This is a genomic window from Serratia sp. CY71090, from assembly GCF_052166845.1.
Classification (GTDB): Bacteria; Pseudomonadota; Gammaproteobacteria; order Enterobacterales; family Enterobacteriaceae; genus Serratia; species Serratia nematodiphila.
Genome location: NZ_JBJNOA010000001.1, coordinates 304,173 through 323,331, shown reverse-complemented (window position 1 = coordinate 323,331; position 19,159 = coordinate 304,173). Strand labels below are relative to the sequence as shown.

Sequence of the window (19,159 nt, the reverse complement as noted above, 5' to 3'; positions counted from 1 at the left end):
GAAACATAGTATTAACAGAATGGGTTTGCAAATGTTACAATCCTGTTTGATTATTCACCACCAGCTGCTAAATTGATAAAATATTGACCGAAAAGGCCTTGCTGCCATTTTTACGTCAACTATTTCGTCCAACGCACCGAGAGTGAACATGGGCAATATATTTTCCAAACCTGCCCTAACTATCGATATCATGCAGCATCGTTATCGCCCAGACAGGCGCCCGATAACGATATTCATGTCTGCCTGTCGCCCCTACCAGAAGGAAGTACCGCTATGAGCGAAGCCAGCTTGGCACCGGGCAAACGCCTGTCACAGATCCGTCAGCAATTGGGTTTGTCGCAGCGCCGGGTCGCCGAACTGTCCGGGTTAACCCACAGTGCGATCAGCACCATCGAACAGGACAAGGTCAGCCCGGCCATCAGCACGCTGCAAAAGCTGCTGAAGGTGTATGGCCTGTCGCTGTCTGAATTCTTTGCCGAACCGGAGGCCGTCGACGAACCGCGCGTGGTGATCGACGCCGAGGATCTGATTGAGATCGGCAGCCAGGGGGTGTCGATGAAGCTGGTGCACAACGGCAGCCCGACGCGCAACCTGGCGATGATGCTGGAAACCTACCAGCCCGGCACCACCACCGGCGAAAAGATCAAGCATCAGGGCGAAGAGATCGGCACCCTGCTGGAGGGCGAGATCGTGCTGACCATCAATGGCCAGAGCTATTGCCTGACCGCCGGTCAGAGTTACGCCATCAACACCGGCATTCCGCACAGCTTCAGCAATACGTCGGCTCGCGTTTGCCGTATCGTCAGCGCACACACCCCTACCACCTTCTGACCGCTTCTCGCACCGGCGCAGCCTGACGCGGGTTGCGCCCCTGCCCACCCACGCTTTTTTCATCGCCGTTATGCCATTTTGTGGGTTGCCAACGGCGCAATCTGTGTTACAACAGAGCAAAGCAGCCATCTAAACATCTAAACGGCCTTACTACCCTATGTCAACCGCAACGCCTTCACGCCTCGAGATGCGCAATATCTCGATCGCCTTCGCCGGCTTCAACGCGCTGCAGGACGTGGACTTCACGCTGCAGGGCGGCTCAATCCATGCGCTGGTCGGCGCCAACGGCGCGGGCAAGTCGACGCTGATGGCGATCCTCTCCGGCGCCCACGATCATTATCGCGGCGAGATCCTGATCGACGGCCAGCCGGTGGCGATCCACTCCCCGCTGCAGGCGCGCCGCCATGGCATTCACGTGGTGCAGCAAGAGGTCGACGTCGCGCTGATCCCCACGCTGTCGGTAGCGGAAAACATCATGCTGGACTGGCTGAACGAGCCGGGCCACTGGCTAAACTGGGCGGAGCTGCACCGCCGCGCCGCGCAGCTGCTGCAGCAATGGGCACTGCCGCTCAACCCACGCAGACGCCTGGCGGACTGCACGCTGGCGGAAAAACAGCAGGTGCTGCTGGCGCGCGCGCTGTCGCACCGCTGCCGTTTTCTGGTGCTTGACGAGCCGACCGCGCCGCTCGATCGCGCCGAGAGCGAGCGCCTGTTTAAAGTGGTGCGCCGCCTGCAATCCGAAGGCATCGGCATCGTGTTTATTTCCCACCGCATCCACGAACTGAGCGACATTTGCGATCGGCTAACGGTGCTGCGCGACGGCCGGCGCGTCAGTGAAGACGCCATGCGCGGGCTGAGCGGCGAACAGATCGTCGAGAAGATGCTCGGCCATCGGCTGGACGACATTTTCCCGCCGCCGCGCCCGCCACACCCTGAGCGAACGCTGCTGCAGGTGCAGGGCTTGCACGATCGCCATAAGCTGCGCGACGTTTCGCTGCGGCTGCATGAGGGCGAGATCCTCGGCATCGCCGGGCTGGCCGGGGCGGGCAAAACCGAACTGTGCAAGGCATTGTTCGGCGCCAGCGCCGTGCAGCTCAAGCGCGGCGAACTGCGCGGGCAGCCCTGGGTGCCACGCGCGCCGCACCTGTCGGTCGAACAAGGATTGGCGCTGGTGCCGGAAGAACGCCGCAAAGAAGGTATTTTCATCGACGAGGCGATCCCGATGAACCTGAGCGTCAGCGCTGACGACAGCTTCTCGCGCTGGAGCCTGTTCAGCCGGCGGCAAGAGCTGCGCTGGGCGCGCGAGATCATGCAGCGTCTGAATATTCGCGCCTCCGGCCCGCAACAGCGGCTGGCGCGCCTGTCAGGCGGCAATCAACAAAAAGTGGCGATCGGCAAATGGCTGCGTGGCGACGCCGAGGTGCTGATCTTCGATGAGCCGACCAAGGGCGTGGACATCAAGGCCAAACAGGAGCTGTTCAGCCTGATCGACGGCCTGGCCCGCGCCGGCAAAGGCGTGATTTACGCCTCCGGCGAGTTCGCCGAGCTGATTGGCCTGTGCGATCGCATCTGCGTGCTGTGGGACGGCCGCATCGTGGCGGAATTGAACGCCGCCGACATCGACGAAGAAACCTTATTGCTCTATTCCACCGGAGGAACCCCTGCGTGAGTAAAGAATTTGCCTTGCGGCCTGCGCTGCCCTGGCGCCAACAGCTGTTTGATTTCCTCTACAAATGGGGCATGCTGCTGACCGTGGCGGCGCTGATCGCCCTGTTTGGCCTGGCGTCGGACAACTTTCTCGAGGCCAACAACATCATCAATATCCTGCGTTCGATCGCCATCGTGACGGTGATCGCCATCGGCGTCTCCATCTCGCTGTCGGTCGGCGGTTTCGATCTGTCGGTCGGTTCGACCGCCTCGTTGGCCAACGCGCTGGTGATTTCGCTGTTCGTCTGGCACGGGTTCGGCACCACCGGCGCCATCGTAGTGACGCTGTTGCTGTGCACGCTGGTCGGCCTGTTCAACGCCCTGCTGATCGTGGTGTTCAGAATTCCCGATATGCTGGCGACACTGGCCAGCCTGTTCGTGATCCAGGGCGTGGCGATGACTTACAGCTACGGCGGCTCCATCACCCAAAACATGGTGCTGCCGAACGGCGACATGGCGGAAGGCCCGATCCCGGAAGTGTTTGCCGCTCTCGGTCAGGTGCCGGTGATCGTGCTGATCATGCTGGCGGTCACCGTGGCGGTGCAGCTGTTCCTGTCGTTGACCAAGCACGGCCGCCGCATGTACGCCATCGGCGGCAACCCCGAGGCTGCGCGTCTGTCGGGCATCCGCACCGTACGTTACAGGGTTGCCGCTTACGTCATTTCCTCTTGGCTGGCGGCGCTTGGCGGCATCTTGCTGGCGTCACGTATTGGCTCTTCGCAGGTCAATGCCGGCGGCGGCTATCTGATGGACGCGGTGGCGGCGGCCTATATCGGCTTCTCGCTGGCCGGCGCCGGCAAACCCAATGCGCTCGGCACCCTGATCGGCGCGGTGATCCTCGGCGTGCTGCAAAACGGCCTGGTGATGCTCTCGGTGCCCTACTACGCCATGGACATTATCAAAGGCCTGGTGTTGGCGCTGGCGCTGGCCATCACCTATATCCAGAAACGCTGATCCTCTCCGGCGCACGTCTGCTGCGCCGCTTTTCCCTTTAATTCATCCGGTTACTCTTTCCCGCCAGAATAACAAGCATACAAATGATATGAATTATCATTAGCGTTTACATTCAGTAAAAAATCCTTACAATGGCCTCACGCAACGCTGACGAAGCGACGGATTTCTCAGCGAACGATGAATTATTTCATTAGAAATTCAATTGGTTAATTACTTTCACTTCAATCCAGGAAAGGTTTACCTCATGGAAACGCCACGTTACAGCAAGCTCGCCGCTCTGGTGATCGCCTCACTCAGCGCCACCGCCGCACTGGCCGCGCCGCAGGACGACACCCAAGACACCATGGTCGTCACCGCCTCCGGCTTCCAGCAAAAAATTCAGGACTCCGCCGCCTCCATCTCGGTGATCCCGCGCCAGCAGATCGAAGATAAGGCCTATCGCGACGTGACCGACGCGCTGAAAGACGTGCCGGGCGTAGTGGTCACCGGCGGCGCCAGCAGCAGCGACATCAGCATTCGCGGCATGTCTTCCAAGTACACGCTGATCCTGGTGGACGGCAAGCGCGTCGACACCCGCGGCACCCGGCCGAACAGCGATAACGCCGGCATCGAACAAGGCTGGCTGCCGCCGCTGGAAGCCATTGAGCGCATCGAAGTGGTGCGCGGGCCGATGTCTTCGCTGTACGGTTCCGACGCCATGGGCGGCGTGATCAACGTCATCACCCGCAAAACCTCGCGCACCGAGTGGAAAGGCTCGCTGCACGGCGACGCCACCCTTCAGGAAAACCGCGATTCCGGCGATCTGTTCCAGACCAACGCCTACGCCTCCGGCCCGCTGGTTGAAGGCCTGCTCGGCCTGCGGGTCAACGGCCTGCTGTCGCGCCGCGCCGAAGATAAAATCACCAACGGTTACAACGAGCAGCGCATGCGCAGCGGCACCGCGGTGTTCACCCTGACCCCGGACGAGAAAAACGAATTCGACTTCGAAATCGGTCGTTCGCTGCAGGATCGCAACAGCACGCCGGGTAAATCGGTGGTAGCGGAACGCTGCAGCAAAGGCAAATGCACGCCGACATCGCGCAGCGAAAGCCTGTATACGCGCACCAACTACGCGCTGACCCACAACGGCTATTACGACTTCGGCAACTCCACCAGCTACGTTCAGCGGGAAGAGACCAACAACCCGGGCCGCAAAATGAAGATGTACAACACCATCTTCAACACCCAGAACCAGTTCGAGCTGGGTTCACACATGCTGAACCTCGGCGGTCAGTATCGCTATGAAAAACTGAGCGACAGCGGCAACCAGCTTGAATCGGCGCAAGGTCTCAGCAAGCTGACGCGCTGGAGCTGGGCGCTGTTCGCCGAAGATGAGTGGGCATTGACCAACGACTTCAGTCTGACGACCGGCATCCGCATGGATCAGGACGAAAACTTCGGCAGCCACTGGACGCCGCGCATGTACGGGGTCTGGCACCTGACCGAACAGTGGACGCTGAAAGGCGGCGTCTCCGCCGGCTACAAATCGCCGGACCTGCGCCAATCCTCCGCCAACTGGGGCCAGGTCACCGGCGGCGGCGTGCGTAAAGGCATCATCGTCGGCAACCCGGATCTGCAGCCGGAGAAGAGCCTGAGCGAAGAGATCGGCCTGATGTGGGATAGCCTGAAAGGCGTCAACGCCGGGGTCACCGTCTTCAACACCGACTTCAAGAACAAGATCACCGAAGTGCGCCGCTGCGAAGACACGCCGGACTGTAAGATCGGCAATGACGTCTACGACTTTATCAGCGATCGCGTCAACGTCGACAAAGCCAATATGCGCGGCGTAGAAGCCACCTTCGGCTGGCAGATTAACAAAGACTGGAAGTGGAACACCAACTACACCTACACCTCTTCCGAGCAGAAGAGCGGCGAGTTCCAGGGCAAGGCGCTGAACCAGATGCCGAAGCACATGGTTAACACCGTGCTGGATTGGCGCGCCACGCAGGACCTCAGCCTGTGGTCGCGCGTTAATTTCCGCAGCAAAACGTCTGAGTATCTGAGCCGTACCTCGATGGCCAAGAGCACGCCGTCCTACACCTTCGTCGATGCGGGCCTGAGCTACCAGGCGGCGAAAAACCTGCAGCTGACCGGCGGGGTCTACAACATCCTCGACAAGACCGTGGATTACGATCACTATAACACCACGCTGGACGGCCGCCGTTACACCGTCGGCATGACCTACAACTTCTGATGCCCCTGGGCGCGCGCCGCGCGCCCTTTTCATTCCATCACCGTGAGGAAGCTCCATGAAATTACGCCGCTCCCCCCTGATGATCGCCCTGCTGGCCGCGATGGCGCTGGCGGGTTGCCACAGCAAAACCGATACGCAGGTAGCCGCTACCCCGGCTACCGTCAACGTCCAGCACCTGAACGGCAGCACCGAGGTGAAGAAGCACCCGCAGCGCATCGTGGTGCTGGATTACGCCTCGCTGGAAACGCTGCAGCTGCTGGGCGTCGAACCGCTGGCGCTGCCCGGCAACCGCAAGAACTTGCCGGATAGCCTGAAGCGCTATCAGGATGACAAATACCTCAATGCCGGCACCCTGTTCCAACCGGATATGGCCGTGCTGCGCGCCGCCAAACCGGATCTTATCCTGATCGCCGGCCGGGCGTCCAAAGCCTATGACGAGCTGAACACGCTGGCGCCGACGTTGAACATGTCCGTCGATCAGCAGGATCAGTTGGGCAGCCTGAAACAGCGCACGCTGCAGCTGGGCGAGCTGTTCGATAAGCAGCAACAGGCGCAGGCGGCGATCGACAAGCTGGATGCGCAGATCGCGGCGGTCAAACCGCAGGCCGCCCAGGCCGGACGCGGGCTGGTGGTGCTGTTTTCCGGCGGCAAGATCAGCGCTTACGCCCCCAAGAGCCGTTTCAGCTTCGTCTATGACGCCCTCGGATTCGCGTCCGCACTGCAGTCCGATGAAAAAGACGTGCGCGGCAACAAGCTGACGCCTGAGCAGGTGGCCAAACTGAATCCGGACTGGCTGTTCGTCATCGACAGAGACGCCGCGACCGGACGGCCGAACGCGGTGGCGCCGCAGAAGATCCTCACCGGCACCGCGCTGAAGAAAACCACGGCGGTGAAGAAAGGCCAGGTAGTTTACCTGCCGGCGGCCGAGGTCTATCTGTCCGGCGGCATCGTCACCGCCCAGCACGTCGTCGAACGCGTGAGCGAGGCGCTAACCCACGCTGCGCGATAAAAAAAGCCCGGCGATGCCGGGCTTTTTCCTGGATTAAATCGTCGGCTGGTTTACCAGGCCGTCTATCAGCACCTGCGGCGTGCCCTGCGAACAACGCTCGATGCGCCCGCGCACGCCGTAGACCCGCGCCAGGCTCTGCGGCGTTATCACCTGATCCGGCGCGCCGTCGGCGATCAGATCGCCATCCTGCAGCATCAGCACGTGGTCGCCGTGACGCAGCGCGATGTTGATGTCATGCACCACCACCACCGTCACGATATTGCGCTTGCGGGTTTCGCGACGCACCAAATCCATCACGTGGAACTGATAGTTAAGATCGAGCGCGCTCAGCGGCTCATCCAGCAGCAGCAGCGACGGCTGACGGATCAGCGACTGCGCCAACCCCACCAACTGTTTCTGGCCGCCGGACAGCTGATCGAGATAACTCAGCGCCAGGTGGGCGATGCCCAGCTGTTCCAGCAAAGCCATGACTTCCGCTTCGCTGCCGGCGTTGCTGCGGCCGCCCGAGGCGCGCTGCGCCACGATGATCGACTCCAGCACGTGCAGATGCACCCCGGCGGGCAGCGACTGCGGCAGGTACACCACTTTCTCCGCGCGACGGGCGAACGGCATCTGCATCAGATCGCCGTCGTCCAGCCACAGCTTGCCCTGCGCCGGGTTCAGCCCGGCCAGCGAGCGCAGCAGCGTCGATTTGCCGCTGCCGTTCGGCCCCAGCAACACGGTGATTTGCCCGCGCGGCAGCATCGGCACCGAGAGATTGTCGATCACCTGGCGTTTCGGGTAACCCGCCGAGAAGTTTTCTATCCGTAACCCCTGGCTCATACGTTCCCCCGGTGGCGCAGAATAATGCTCAGGAAGAACGGCACCCCGACCAGCGAGGTGACGATGCCCACCGGAATGATCACGCCGGGCACCAGATTTTTCGACGCCACCGAGGCCATCGACAGCACCAGCGCGCCAATCAGCGCGCTGGCCGGCAGGTAGAAACGGTGATCTTCGCCGAAGATCATGCGGGCGATGTGCGGCGCCACCAGGCCGATAAAGCCGATCGGCCCGACGAAAGCCACCGCCAGCGCCGAGAGCATGCTGATGCGCAGCAGCGTGGTCAGCCGCAGACGACGCACGTCGATGCCAAAGCTCACCGCCCGGTCTTCACCCAGACGCAGCGCGGTCAGTTTCCACGAGCTCATCATCGACAGCGGCAGCAGCACGGCGAACACGGCGAACAGAATGCCCAGCTTGTCCCACGAGGCGCGCGCCAGGCTGCCCATGGTCCAGAACACCAGCCCCTGCAGCGTATCCTCGCTGGCGATGAATTGCATCATCGAGACCAGCGCGTTGAAGGTAAACACCAGCGCGATGCCGAACAGCACTACGCCGGAGGTGGCGACCCGCGTCCAGCGCGTGATGCCGTCGAGCATCAGCGCGGCGAACAGCGCGAAGATAAAGGCGTTGGCGGAGATGAACCACTGATCGGGGATCCCCGGAATGCCGATGCCGAGCACGATCGCCAGCGCGGCGCCAAAGGCCGCGGCGGAAGACACGCCGAGAGTAAAGGGACTGGCCAGCGGGTTATTCAGGATGGTCTGCATTTCCGCCCCGGCCAGGCCGAGCGCAAAGCCCACCACCACCGCCATCAGCGCATAGGGCAAGCGGATGTCCCAGACGATCACCCGCGTGCCGGCATCGGCCGCGGCGGGATCAAGCAGCGTTTGCCACAAAGACGACAGCGACAGGCCGGATGGCCCCATGGTGAAATCCAGCAGCAGCGAGCCCAGGATCGCCAGTGCCAACACGCCCATCATCAACAGGCGATGGCGAAGAATATGCTGATAACGCCCCATCACGCCGGCGTTGGGTTGCCCCTTGGCGTCAGTCATGGGATCGGTGGATACGCTCATTCGTTAAGATACCTGTTACAACCATCATGACAGCGGCGCGAAGGCGTCCGCCGTAAACCGGAAAGCGCGCGGCGACAGCCTGCGCGCAGCCGCCCACAATAAAGCAAACGATAATACTTATCAATCATATCAATGGGTGAAAACAGCGTTGTCGAAATGTAATAATTTGTTTTTTATCGCCATTTTTCAAACCACCACGCTTTCCCCCGCCAACGGCCAGTAGGTTAATTATTCTGAAAATTATTCCTGATCCGACCAGACTCTGACAAATAGCGGCAAAACCACATAGAATCCAAAACCACAGCACCGCGCGTGCAAAAAACTTTCAGGCCGCCGCAAGAGCGGCCTTATTGACGAGGCTGTAATGAGAAGTCCATCTCCGGCGGTAACGCCCAAACGCCCGGCGCTGCTGAACTGGCTGTTGCACAGCCCGCTGCACGCCGATGACGAACCGTTTCAACGCCAGCTGCGTCTCACGCTGACGCCCTCTCCTCTCACCCCCTGGCTGAATGCCGTGGGGCCGGCCGCGCTGTTGGTGGGGTACGCCTGGCTGAACCAACCGCTGGTCGGTATCGGCCTGTTGCTGCTGTTGCTGCTGTTGACCGCCGGGCGCGCCAGGTTGGCGCAAAGGCGCCAACCCGCCTGGCCGAACGCCATGCTGGTGACGGTGTTGTTGTGGGCGCTGCTGGTTGGCGCCAGTGCCGCACTGGCGATGCTGTCGGGCCGCTTCGTGCTTATCCTGTTCGCCGGCCTGACCATCACCGCCCTGGCCTGCTGGTTGATGCAGCGCCATGCCGCCGCGCCGCGCTTCGCGCTGCTTGAGGTGATCGCGCTGACGCTGCCCTACCTGCTGGCGGCGCCGCTGTCGCGCGTGCAAAATCTGTTTGTCATGGCGGATCTCGCGCCGCTGTGGCTGGTGCTGGCCCATGGCATGATCGCGCGCTACCACCGCCAGTTGGTGCAGCACGTCACGCTGGCCTGGGAGAAGCAGCAGGCATCGCACCGCGATCGCCTGACCGGCTTTCTCAACCGCGCAGGCGGCGAGGTGGTGATGCGCAGCATCTGCCGCCCCGCAACGGCGCAGCCGATCTCCCACCTGTTCATTCTTGAGTTTGGTCCGCTAGCTGCTCTCTACCAAAGCCACGGCGTCCAGATCGGCGACGACGTGCTGCGCACCGTCGGCGAGCGCCTCAAGACGCTGATCCGCCCGAGCGACTACGTCTGCCGCTATACCGGCGGCCTGTTTCTGATTCTGGTGCACGATCTGCCCTACGGCGCGGAAAGCGAGTTTCTGGCGCGCATTGTGCCGCCGCTGGAGGCGCCCTACGATTTTGGCGCGTTCGGCGAGGTGAACATGCGGCTTAACGCCGGCATTTTGGCGCTGACGCAGCATTACGCGACGGTAGAGAGTTTGATGAGCTCGGCGCAGCAGGCGCTGGCGGAAGCCAAAGGCGGGAAAAAGTAAAAACAAAACGCGGCGGGAGCCCCCGCCGCGCGTCACTCACCGAAGATTACTTCACGTCCATCTTCGGGAATTCCATTTCGCTGTACTTCACGACACGGGTGCCTTGCGACAGCTTGTAACCAAACCAAATCAGCAGGAACAGCGGAATGCCGATGTAGGTCGCGGTCACGCCGTACCAGTCAATCTTGTCTTGCAGGAAGGCCTGGTAATTCTGCCCCAGAGTAATGATCAGACACAGCACGAAGGCGAAGATCGGCCCCAGCGGGAAGAAACCGGAACGGTACGGCAAGTCGTTGAGATCGCGCCCCTGCAGCATGTAACCGCGACGGAAACGGTAGTGGCTGATGGCGATGCCCAACCAGGCGATGAAGCCGGTCATGCCCGAGGTATTCAGCAGCCACAGGTAAACCGACTGGTTGCCGAACATCGAGGTCAGGAAGCACAGCCCGGCCACCACGCAGGTCGCGTACAGCGCGTTGCGCGGCACGCCGCCTTTCGACAGCTTGGCGAAGATGCGCGGCGCTTTGCCTTCCGATGCCAGGGTGTACAACATGCGGGTCGATGCGTACATGCCCGAGTTACCGGCGGACAACACCGCCGTCAGGATCACCGCGTTCATCACCGCCGCCGCCGACAGCAGGCCGGCATGCTGGAACACCAGGGTGAACGGGCTGACGCTGATGTCTTTCACGTCATTGCGCAGCAGGCTCGGATCGGTATACGGAATGATCAGGCTGATGATCAGGATGGCGAAGATATAGAACAGCAGGATACGCCAGAACACCTGACGCACCGCGCGCGGAATATTTTTACCCGGGTTTTCCGATTCGCCGGCCGCGATGCCGATAAGTTCAGTGCCCTGGAACGAGAAGCCGACGATCATGGCCACGCCGATCATCGCCGAGAAGCCGCCGGCGAACGGCGCATCTCCAATGGTCCAGTTCTGCCAGCCGGCATGCTCGCCGCCTTTCAGAATGCCGACAATCATCAGCACGCCGACGGCGATGAAAATAATCACGGTGCTGACCTTGATCAGCGCGAACCAGTATTCCGCCTCGCCGAACCCTTTCACCGAAATGTAGTTCAGCAGGAACATCAGGCCGAGGAACAGCGCGCTCCAGATCCAGCCGGGCGTGTCCGGGAACCAGTAGCTCATCACCAATTGCGAAGCCACCAGGTCAACGGCGATGGTCACCGCCCAGTTGTACCAGTAGTTCCAGCCCAGTGCGAAGCCGAAGCCTTCTTCCACGTATTTGGCGCCGTAGGTGGAGAATGAACCGGAGACCGGCATAAAGGCCGCCAGTTCGCCCAGACTGGTCATCAGGAAGTACACCATCAAACCGATCAGAGCGTAAGACAGCAGCGCCCCGCCGGGGCCTGCCTGAGAAACCGTGGCGCCCGAGGCGACGAACAGGCCGGTGCCGATGGAGCCGCCGATGGCGATCATGGTCAAATGCCGGGCTTTCAGCTCGCGGCGCAATCCGGGAGCTTGCTGCCCCGATGTTTTTATATCCTGCTGAGCCATTCGTTCCCTATCTATCTGCTCTTCGAAAAATGAGGGCGGATTGTAACAAATACCCGCCGGTGAACTAGCAACATTGCACCGATATAAGATAGCTTCATAATTCAGAGGCAATTATTAGCCGCGCCCCTTATGGCCTTACTTACTCTCATTAATGTGAGCGCGCGCAGGTTTTTATGCTTTCTTTGGCCTGCGCGGCGATAGAAGACGTGACGCGCTGTCGATTACAGCACGCAATAGCTGAGAAAACGCTGCAACGCATTGGAAATGTGCTTTTGCCGATGGCGGATCAGGTACAGCGTGCGCCGCAGCGGCGGCAGCGGCACCGGCAGTTCCACCAGCGCGCCGCTGGCCAGCTGCTCCGCCACCACCCGCCGGGACAGGCAACTGATGCCGATACCGTGCCGCACCGCATGCTTGATCGCCTCCGAGTTGCCGAGCTCCATCACCAGCTGAAAGTGCGGCAGGTGCGCCAACAGCAGATGATCCAGCACCTCGCGAGTGCCCGAACCGCGCTCACGCAGGATCCAAGGCGCATTCGCCAGCGCCTCCAGCGTCGGCGGTTGACGGGTCAGCGGGTTATCCGGCGCAGCGAACACCACCAGCTCGTCCTCCAGCCACGGCTGCGTCACCAGCTCCGGCATATGACAAGGCCCTTCGATCAGCCCCAGATCGACGCGAAAATCCGCCACCGCCACGATCACATCCTGGCTGTTGCCGACGTTCAGCTCCAGCGGCGTGGCCGGAAAGTCCCGGCGGTAACGGGCGATCATCTCCGGCAGCATATAGTTGCCGATGGTGCTGCTGGCGGCGATGCGCAGCGCCCCGCCATCATGGCGAAACAGCTGCTCGATCTCCCCCGCCTGCTCCAGCAGCGCCAGCGCCTTGGGGTACAGCAAGCGGCCGTGTTCGTTGATCACCAGCCGTTTGCCGACGCGATCGAACAGCTGCACGCCCAACTGCCCCTCCAGATCCGCCAGCGCCGCGCTGACCGCCGACTGCGACAGCGCCAGCACCACCGAGGCCTGAGTGGTCGAACCGCTTTTCAGCACTTCGGTGAAAACTTCCAGTTGACGCAACGTGATATGCATAGCCGTCCCGGTATTGAAAGAAGGTTCTGCCAGAGAACCCCAACATGGTGATGTGGGCAGCCCGGCCAGGCTACCCTGTTTGCGGCCAGATCGGCGCGCTATTTGCCCAAGGCGACCAGCTGCGCCGCCGCGGCCAGCACCGGCTCTTGCGGCGTGCCGGCTTCGTCCCGCAGTATCAATTGCAGCATCGCCACGAGATGCTCGCGGTCGATCGTCTTGTTTTCTTCAATCAACCGCCGCACCGCGCGGCCCACTTCCTGATCTACCTGCTCTCTGCGTTGATCGTCGGTATCCATCGCCTGCTCCTGTTAGTTGGAAAGTTGACGGCGGCTCGCCGCTCCTCCACACCCTAGCCGCAATGCGGCGTTATGCCAATGCCTGATCCCATACCACTTATTCAGATAGGTTATAAATATATAATCAATTTCTCTTTTATTCAGCCCAAACGTACTCTTAGCAGCAAGAAACAGACTGAAGGACTGACTTTTATGGCGACTGATACCACTCACACCTATCCCGAGCGACGCTTTCCGCTGTTTGGCCTGCCGCGGCTGGTGCCGGGGCTGGCGCTGACCGGCGCGCTCACCGCGCTGGCCGTCTGGGCCGGCGATATTCCCTGGGTGGCGGAGCTGGGGCTGGGGGCACTGACGCTGGCGATCCTGCTCGGTATTCTGGTGGGCAACACGCTGTACCCCCGCTGGCAAACCGTTTGTCACAGCGGCGTACAGCTGGCCAAACAGCGTCTGCTGCGTCTGGGCATTATCCTTTACGGCTTCCGGCTGACCTTTCAGCAGATCGCCGACGTCGGCGCCAGCGGCATCATCATCGACGCGCTGACCCTGATCACCACCTTCCTGCTGGCCTGCTGGCTCGGCAAGAAAGTGTTCGGCATCGACAGCCAAACCGCGATACTGATCGGCGCCGGCAGCAGCATTTGCGGCGCGGCGGCAGTGATGGCCACCGAGCCGGTGCTGAAGGCCGACTCCAGCAAAGTGGCGGTAGCGGTCTCGACCGTGGTGGTGTTCGGCACTCTGGCGATCTTCGCCTACCCGTGGCTGTATCAGTTGAATGAACACTTCCAGTGGCTGCCGTTCAGCCAGGAAACCTTCGGCATCTACGCCGGCTCCACCATTCACGAAGTGGCTCAGGTGGTCGCCGCCGGGCACGCCATCGGGCCGGACGCCGAAAACGCGGCGGTGATCGCCAAGATGATCCGCGTGATGATGCTGGCGCCGTTCCTGCTGCTGCTGTCGGGCTACATCAGCCGCGGCAGCGCAGGCAAGGCGGAAAAATCCGCCATCACCATTCCGTGGTTCGCCGTGCTGTTTATCGCCGTCGCCGGGCTGAACTCCTTCAACCTGCTGCCGGCCACGCTGGTGCGCCATCTGATCACCGCCGACACCTGGATGCTGGCAATGGCGATGGCGGCGCTGGGGTTGACCACCCACATCAGCGCCGTGCGCCAGGCCGGGATGAAACCGATTCTGCTGGCCACGCTGCTGTTCCTCTGGCTGCTGGTTGGCGGCGGCGCGATAAACCAACTGGTGCAACACCTGCTGTAATCGCCTTCGGCGGGCCGCCGCTTTTCACCATTCAATCCGCCCGCCATCAATGCCATAATGTCACCGATAACACAGGAGAATGAAGATGAAGTTTGTCGGTGCACATGTCAGCGCGTCAGGCGGCGTGGATCAAGCGGTTATCCGCGCGCACGAATTGGAGGCGACCGCGTTCGCCCTGTTCACCAAAAATCAGCGTCAATGGAAGGCCGCGCCGCTGGCCGCCGACGTGATCGATAAGTTCAAGAGCGCCTGCGCCCAGTACGGTTACGGGCCGGGGCAGATCCTGCCGCACGACAGCTACCTGATCAACCTGGGGCACCCGGTGGCCGAGGCGTTGGAAAAATCGCGCGAGGCGTTTATCGACGAGCTGCAGCGCTGCGAGCAGCTGGGGCTGACGCTGCTGAACTTCCACCCCGGCAGCCACCTGCTGCAAATCGATGAAGACAAGTGCCTGGCGCGCATCGCCGAATCGATCAATATCGCGCTGGACAAAACCGCCGGCGTGACGGCCGTAATCGAAAACACCGCCGGCCAGGGCAGCAACCTGGGCTTCAAATTCGAACACCTGGCGGCGATCATCGACGGCGTGGAAGACAAAAGCCGCGTCGGCGTCTGCATCGACACCTGCCACGCTTTCGCCGCCGGTTACGATCTGCGTACCGAAGAGACCTGCGAACACACCTTCAAACAGCTCGGTGACATCGTCGGTTTCAACTACCTGCGCGGCATGCACCTGAACGACGCCAAGAGCGAGTTCAACAGCCGCGTCGACCGCCACCACAGCCTGGGGGAAGGCAACATCGGCAAAACGGTGTTCAGCTACATCATGCGCGATCCGCGTTTCGACAATATCCCGCTGATTCTGGAAACGGTAAACCCGGATATCTGGGCCGAAGAGATCGCCTGGCTGAAGGCGCAGCAGTAACGCGGCGCCCAAACGAAAAAACCGGAGCCTGGGCTCCGGTTTTTTATGGCTGGCTCGCCGTTACGCCACGCTGGCCGCCGGTACTTCAGCACGTTTCAGCAGGGCGTACGCCACCCCGGCCAACAGCGTGCCGGCGGCGATCGCCACCAGATACAGCAGCACCGGCGAAATCGCGCCCGGGATCAGCAGCACGAACAGCCCGCCGTGCGGCGCCATCAGCTTGGCGCCGAACGCCATCGATAGTGCGCCGGTCAGCGCCCCGCCGGCGATGCAGCACGGCAGCACGCGCATAGGGTCACGGGCGGCGAACGGAATCGCCCCTTCGGTGATGAAGCACAGCCCCAGCACCAACGCCGCCTTGCCGCCTTCCTGTTCGGATTTCGGGAACTTGCGGCGCGCCAGCAGCGTCGCCAGACCCATCGCCAGCGGCGGCACCATACCGGCGGCCATGATGGCTGCCATCGGCGCATACACCGAGGAGCTGAGCAGCGCCACGCCGAAGGCGTAGGCCGCTTTGTTCACCGGCCCCCCCATGTCGGTGCACATCATGCCACCGAGGATCGCCCCCAGCAGTACGGCGTTGGCGGTGCCCAGCGATTGCAGCCAATGGGTCAGGCCTTCCATGATTTTCGCTACCGGCGTGCCGACCACGTAAATCATGATGAGACCGGTGATCAGGCTGGCCACCAGCGGAATGATCAAGATGGGCTTCAGCGCTTCCATACTCTGCGGCAGATGCAGTTTGCTGCTGATCGCCTTGGCGACGTAACCCGCCAGGAAACCGGCGATGATGCCGCCGAGGAACCCGGCGCCGGTGCTCACCGCCAGCATGCCGCCGATCAGGCCCGGCGTCAGGCCCGGACGATCCGCGATGGAAAAGGCGATGAAACCGGCCAATACCGGCACCATCAGCGCGAAGGCGGAGCCGCCGCCGATCTGCATCAGCGCCGCCGCCAGGGTGCCTTTGACTTCAAACGCCTTGATGCCGAACACGAACGACAGCGCGATGCACAACCCGCCCGCCACCACCATCGGCAGCATGTAGGACACGCCGGTCAGCAGGTGACGATACGGGCCGTTGCCCTCTTTCTTTTTCGCCGCCGGCGCCGCGTTGCCGCGCTGCTGCGGCTGGAACACTTCCGCCTCGGCCTGCGCCTTGTCCAGTTCCTGGGCGGTTTTCTTCAGCGCCAGGCCCGTCGAGGTGCGGTACATCGGTTTGCCGGCAAACTTGTCCAGATCCACTTCGATGTCCGCCGCGACGATCACCAGATCCGCCGCCGCCACTTCTTCCGGGGTGATGGCGTTGCCGGCGCCTACGGAACCGCGCGTTTCCACCTTCACCCACCAGCCGCGCTTCTTCGCTTCGCTTTCAATGGCTTCGGCCGCCATAAAGGTGTGCGCCACGCCGGTCGGGCAAGCGGTGATCGCCACGATGCGTTTTTGCCCACCGGCTTTCACCGCAGCCGCCGCCTGCGGCGCCTGATAGGTTTCAGCTTCGGCCTGGGCGCGCGCCAGAAACGCGTCCGGTTCACGCACCGCCTGTTCTACCTCGCCCACATACACCAATTTGCCGTTCAGCCCGGCGTCAGCAGGGGCAGCCTGCCCCGCCACCGCCACCAGTTCGGCGTCCTGCAGCGACTCGACCAGCGTCAGGCCGGCTTTGGCCGCGGCGGCCTCCAGCATGCGTTTCGCCAGGTGGCCACGGGCCTGCCCCAGCGAACTGTCTACCATCAGCAGCGTTTTCATTCTGCCTCCTGCTATTGATTGAAAGGTTTCAGATCGACGCGCGCCATCATCGCGGCCAACTGGGGACGATCGGTCACGCCGACGTTGCTCTGGCTGACCGCCAGCGCCGCTACCGCCGTGGCCAGACGCAGAGTGTGCTCGCTGGATTCGCGCATCAGCAGGCCATAAATCAGGCCGCCGACCATCGAATCGCCGGCGCCCACGGTGCTGACCACCTCACAGGACGGCGGTTTGGCGATCCAGGCGCCGGACGCGTTAACCCACAGCGCGCCTTCCGCACCGAGGGAGATCACCACGTGGGCGATGCCCTGCTCGCGCAGCGCATGCGCGGCCTCAACCACGTCCGCCAGCGCCGGCAGCGGGCGGCCGGCCCAGATTTCCAGCTCGCGGCGGTTCGGTTTGACCAACCACGGCGAGGCCTTCAGCCCGGCGACCAGCGCTTCGCGGCTGCTGTCGAAAATGATGCACGGGCACTTGGCGCGCAGCTGGGTCATCCAGTCGGTAAATGCGTCAGGATCGACGCCGGCCGGCAGGCTGCCGCTCACCGCCACCATGTCAAACTGGCCTAGCCAGCTCAGCGAGTCGCTGACGAAGCGATCCCAGTCCTGCGGCGTCACTTCGAAGCCGGAGAAGTTGAAATCGGTCACTTCGCCGTCTTTTTCCGTCAGCTTGACGTTGATGCGGGTGCGGCCCGGCACCACCTGAAAGCGGTTGGCGATCCCCAGATCGCTGAACAGCAACTGGAAACCGTCCTGATTGTCTTTGCCCAGGAAGCCGCCGACGGTGACGTCGATGCCCAAATCCTTCAACACCTTGGCGACGTTGATGCCCTTACCGGCGGCGTGCAGGCCGGCGGTTTTTACCCGATTGACTTCCCCGCGTTCAATCTGCGGGCAGAAACCCACCAGATCGTACGCCGGGTTCAGGGTGATCGTTGCTACTCTTCTGCTCATGCTGCGCCCTCGCCCAGTCCTTCATTAATCGCTTCGCCGATCGCCTTCAGCGCGGCTTCAGCATCTTCTCCATTGGCGGTAAAGCGCAGGTGATGCCCTTTCTTCACGCCCAGCGCCACCACCTTCATCAGGCTGCGCCCGTTGGCCGGCTTGCCGCTGCCGTCCAGGTTGGTGACGGTGATGTCACTGTTGAAATTTTTGATCACGTTGACCAACGCCGTGCCCGGCCGCGCGTGCAGACCGTGCTCGTTGCGGATCACGAACTCGGCGCTCAGCACGCTGCTCTCCTCAGCCACTTCGCTGGTCAGCAGCGCCAGCACGCCGGCGGCATCCGCCTTCAGCAACCGTTCAGCTTTATTGGCCAGCAGCAGATCGCTGAGGTAGTTGAGCACCGCCAGCGGCTGCGCGTCGGCGACCGACACCGTCAGCAGCAGCGCCACCGGCTCGCCGTCTTCCGCGAAAGCCTGCGCCGGGCGGCTGACGGTGGCCGCGCTGGCCAGGTTGCCTTCGACGCTGTCGCTCAGCCAGATGCCCTGCCCCAGGTTCAGCGGCTTGCGGGTGATGACATCACTGACGAACTGCGCGTTAACCGCGCCGGCCTTTTGCAGCCGGCCGGCGTTCAGCGCCTGCAGCGTCATCAGGCTGTCGGCGGCGACGTCGAGCGCAATCAGCGAAACGTCGAACTGGAATTCGGCGCTCTGTTGTTCGCCCATCAGCAGGCTGCGCAGTTCCTCCGCAGAGGTGGTTTGCGCCAGCCGCTCCGCCACGCTGTCATCGCTCAGCACGTGGGTGAGCTGGCGCAGCAGCGCCAAATGCTCGTCGGAGCGGGCGGCGATGCCGATCGCCACATAGGCGGTCTGGCCTTCGCCCCACGCAATGCCCTGCGGGAACTGGAACACCTGCACGCCGGTTTTCAACACCAGATCGCGGGTATCGGTGGTGCCGTGCGGAATGGCGATGCCGTTACCCAGATAGGTGGACGTCTGCAGTTCGCGCTGCAGCATGCCGTCCACGTAACCGGCGCTGACGCAGCCGGCTTCGGTCAGGGCGGCGGCCACCAGGCGGATGGCCTCTTGCTTACCGTCGGCAACGGCGCCCAGATGAATGTCTTGCGGTGACAACTGGAACATGATTCTCCTCTCCTGCTGAATTGAATCGTTTCAGCTTCATTGAGAAAAAGGAGCGTTATCCGTTCGCTACAAGCGGCCGGACAACGCTGAAACGTTTCAAGGAGTGTGTGAGCAGCGCAAGGCGAAAGCA

The 19,159-nt window shown here is 62.1% G+C and carries 16 protein-coding genes; 8 read left to right on the top strand and 8 right to left on the bottom strand.

Annotated elements, in window-relative coordinates:
• The first annotated feature begins 273 nt into the window (after positions 1-273).
• The 5 genes from puuR to ACJ8OK_RS01520 all read left to right on the top strand — a co-directional run bounded on the left by puuR (position 274) and on the right by ACJ8OK_RS01520 (position 6,734).
• Positions 274-831, top strand: a complete 558-nt coding sequence (gene puuR, locus ACJ8OK_RS01540) for an HTH-type transcriptional regulator PuuR (protein ID WP_048324360.1) — start codon at positions 274-276, stop codon at positions 829-831.
• A gap of 157 nt (positions 832-988) precedes the next feature.
• Positions 989-2,500, top strand: coding sequence for a sugar ABC transporter ATP-binding protein (locus ACJ8OK_RS01535; protein WP_442530345.1), 1,512 nt, complete (start codon positions 989-991; stop codon positions 2,498-2,500).
• On the top strand, positions 2,497-3,492 hold the full coding sequence (locus tag ACJ8OK_RS01530) for an ABC transporter permease (RefSeq protein ID WP_213929311.1): 996 nt from the start codon (positions 2,497-2,499) through the stop codon (positions 3,490-3,492). Before ACJ8OK_RS01535 ends, ACJ8OK_RS01530 begins: the two co-directional genes overlap by 4 nt.
• A gap of 244 nt (positions 3,493-3,736) precedes the next feature.
• Entirely contained in the window at positions 3,737-5,725 is a 1,989-nt protein-coding gene (locus tag ACJ8OK_RS01525; protein WP_261441036.1) for a ligand-gated channel protein, read from the top strand.
• Positions 5,726-5,780: 55 nt separating this feature from the next.
• Positions 5,781-6,734, top strand: a complete 954-nt coding sequence (locus ACJ8OK_RS01520) for a siderophore ABC transporter substrate-binding protein (RefSeq protein ID WP_261441037.1) — start codon at positions 5,781-5,783, stop codon at positions 6,732-6,734.
• 33 nt (positions 6,735-6,767) lie between these two features.
• Here the strand turns inward: ACJ8OK_RS01520 and ACJ8OK_RS01515 are convergent, their stop codons facing one another.
• Complete coding sequence (locus ACJ8OK_RS01515; protein ID WP_004935663.1) at positions 6,768-7,556, bottom strand: ABC transporter ATP-binding protein; 789 nt, start codon at positions 7,554-7,556, stop codon at positions 6,768-6,770.
• Positions 7,553-8,635, bottom strand: a complete 1,083-nt coding sequence (locus ACJ8OK_RS01510; protein WP_048324372.1) for a FecCD family ABC transporter permease — start codon at positions 8,633-8,635, stop codon at positions 7,553-7,555. The genes ACJ8OK_RS01515 and ACJ8OK_RS01510 overlap by 4 nt, the downstream gene beginning before the upstream one ends.
• A 364-nt stretch (positions 8,636-8,999) precedes the next feature.
• Between ACJ8OK_RS01510 and ACJ8OK_RS01505 the strand changes: the two genes are divergently transcribed.
• Positions 9,000-10,100, top strand: a complete 1,101-nt coding sequence (locus tag ACJ8OK_RS01505) for a GGDEF domain-containing protein (RefSeq protein ID WP_033632570.1) — start codon at positions 9,000-9,002, stop codon at positions 10,098-10,100.
• A 46-nt stretch (positions 10,101-10,146) separates the two neighbouring features.
• Here the strand turns inward: ACJ8OK_RS01505 and ACJ8OK_RS01500 are convergent, their stop codons facing one another.
• From ACJ8OK_RS01500 to ACJ8OK_RS01490, 3 genes are all read right to left on the bottom strand, one after another.
• A complete protein-coding gene (locus tag ACJ8OK_RS01500) occupies positions 10,147-11,625 on the bottom strand; it encodes an amino acid permease (protein WP_033632569.1) in 1,479 nt (492 codons plus the stop codon).
• A gap of 221 nt (positions 11,626-11,846) precedes the next feature.
• Complete coding sequence (gene yieE / locus ACJ8OK_RS01495) at positions 11,847-12,713, bottom strand: DNA-binding transcriptional regulator YeiE (RefSeq protein WP_015378518.1); 867 nt, start codon at positions 12,711-12,713, stop codon at positions 11,847-11,849.
• Between the two features lie 98 nt (positions 12,714-12,811).
• Positions 12,812-13,009, bottom strand: a complete 198-nt coding sequence (locus tag ACJ8OK_RS01490) for a hypothetical protein (RefSeq protein WP_103085500.1) — start codon at positions 13,007-13,009, stop codon at positions 12,812-12,814.
• A gap of 192 nt (positions 13,010-13,201) precedes the next feature.
• On the opposite strand from ACJ8OK_RS01490, the gene ACJ8OK_RS01485 reads away from it, so the two are divergent.
• Both ACJ8OK_RS01485 and nfo read left to right on the top strand, forming a co-directional pair.
• Entirely contained in the window at positions 13,202-14,275 is a 1,074-nt protein-coding gene (locus ACJ8OK_RS01485; protein ID WP_442530344.1) for a YeiH family putative sulfate export transporter, read from the top strand.
• Between the two features lie 85 nt (positions 14,276-14,360).
• Positions 14,361-15,200 (top strand): deoxyribonuclease IV, encoded by an 840-nt coding sequence (gene nfo, locus ACJ8OK_RS01480; RefSeq protein WP_004935697.1) that lies wholly within the window; start codon positions 14,361-14,363, stop codon positions 15,198-15,200.
• A gap of 60 nt (positions 15,201-15,260) precedes the next feature.
• On the opposite strand, the gene fruA is transcribed toward nfo, so the two are convergent.
• From fruA to fruB, 3 genes are read right to left on the bottom strand one after another with little or no spacing between them, the layout of a single operon-like run.
• Complete coding sequence (fruA, locus tag ACJ8OK_RS01475) at positions 15,261-16,946, bottom strand: PTS fructose transporter subunit IIBC (RefSeq protein WP_049278958.1); 1,686 nt, start codon at positions 16,944-16,946, stop codon at positions 15,261-15,263.
• An 11-nt stretch (positions 16,947-16,957) separates the two neighbouring features.
• A complete protein-coding gene (gene fruK / locus ACJ8OK_RS01470; RefSeq protein WP_004935702.1) occupies positions 16,958-17,899 on the bottom strand; it encodes a 1-phosphofructokinase in 942 nt (313 codons plus the stop codon).
• Entirely contained in the window at positions 17,896-19,029 is a 1,134-nt protein-coding gene (fruB, locus tag ACJ8OK_RS01465; RefSeq protein WP_033632564.1) for a fused PTS fructose transporter subunit IIA/HPr protein, read from the bottom strand. The genes fruK and fruB overlap by 4 nt, the downstream gene beginning before the upstream one ends.
• Positions 19,030-19,159: the final 130 nt, after the last annotated feature.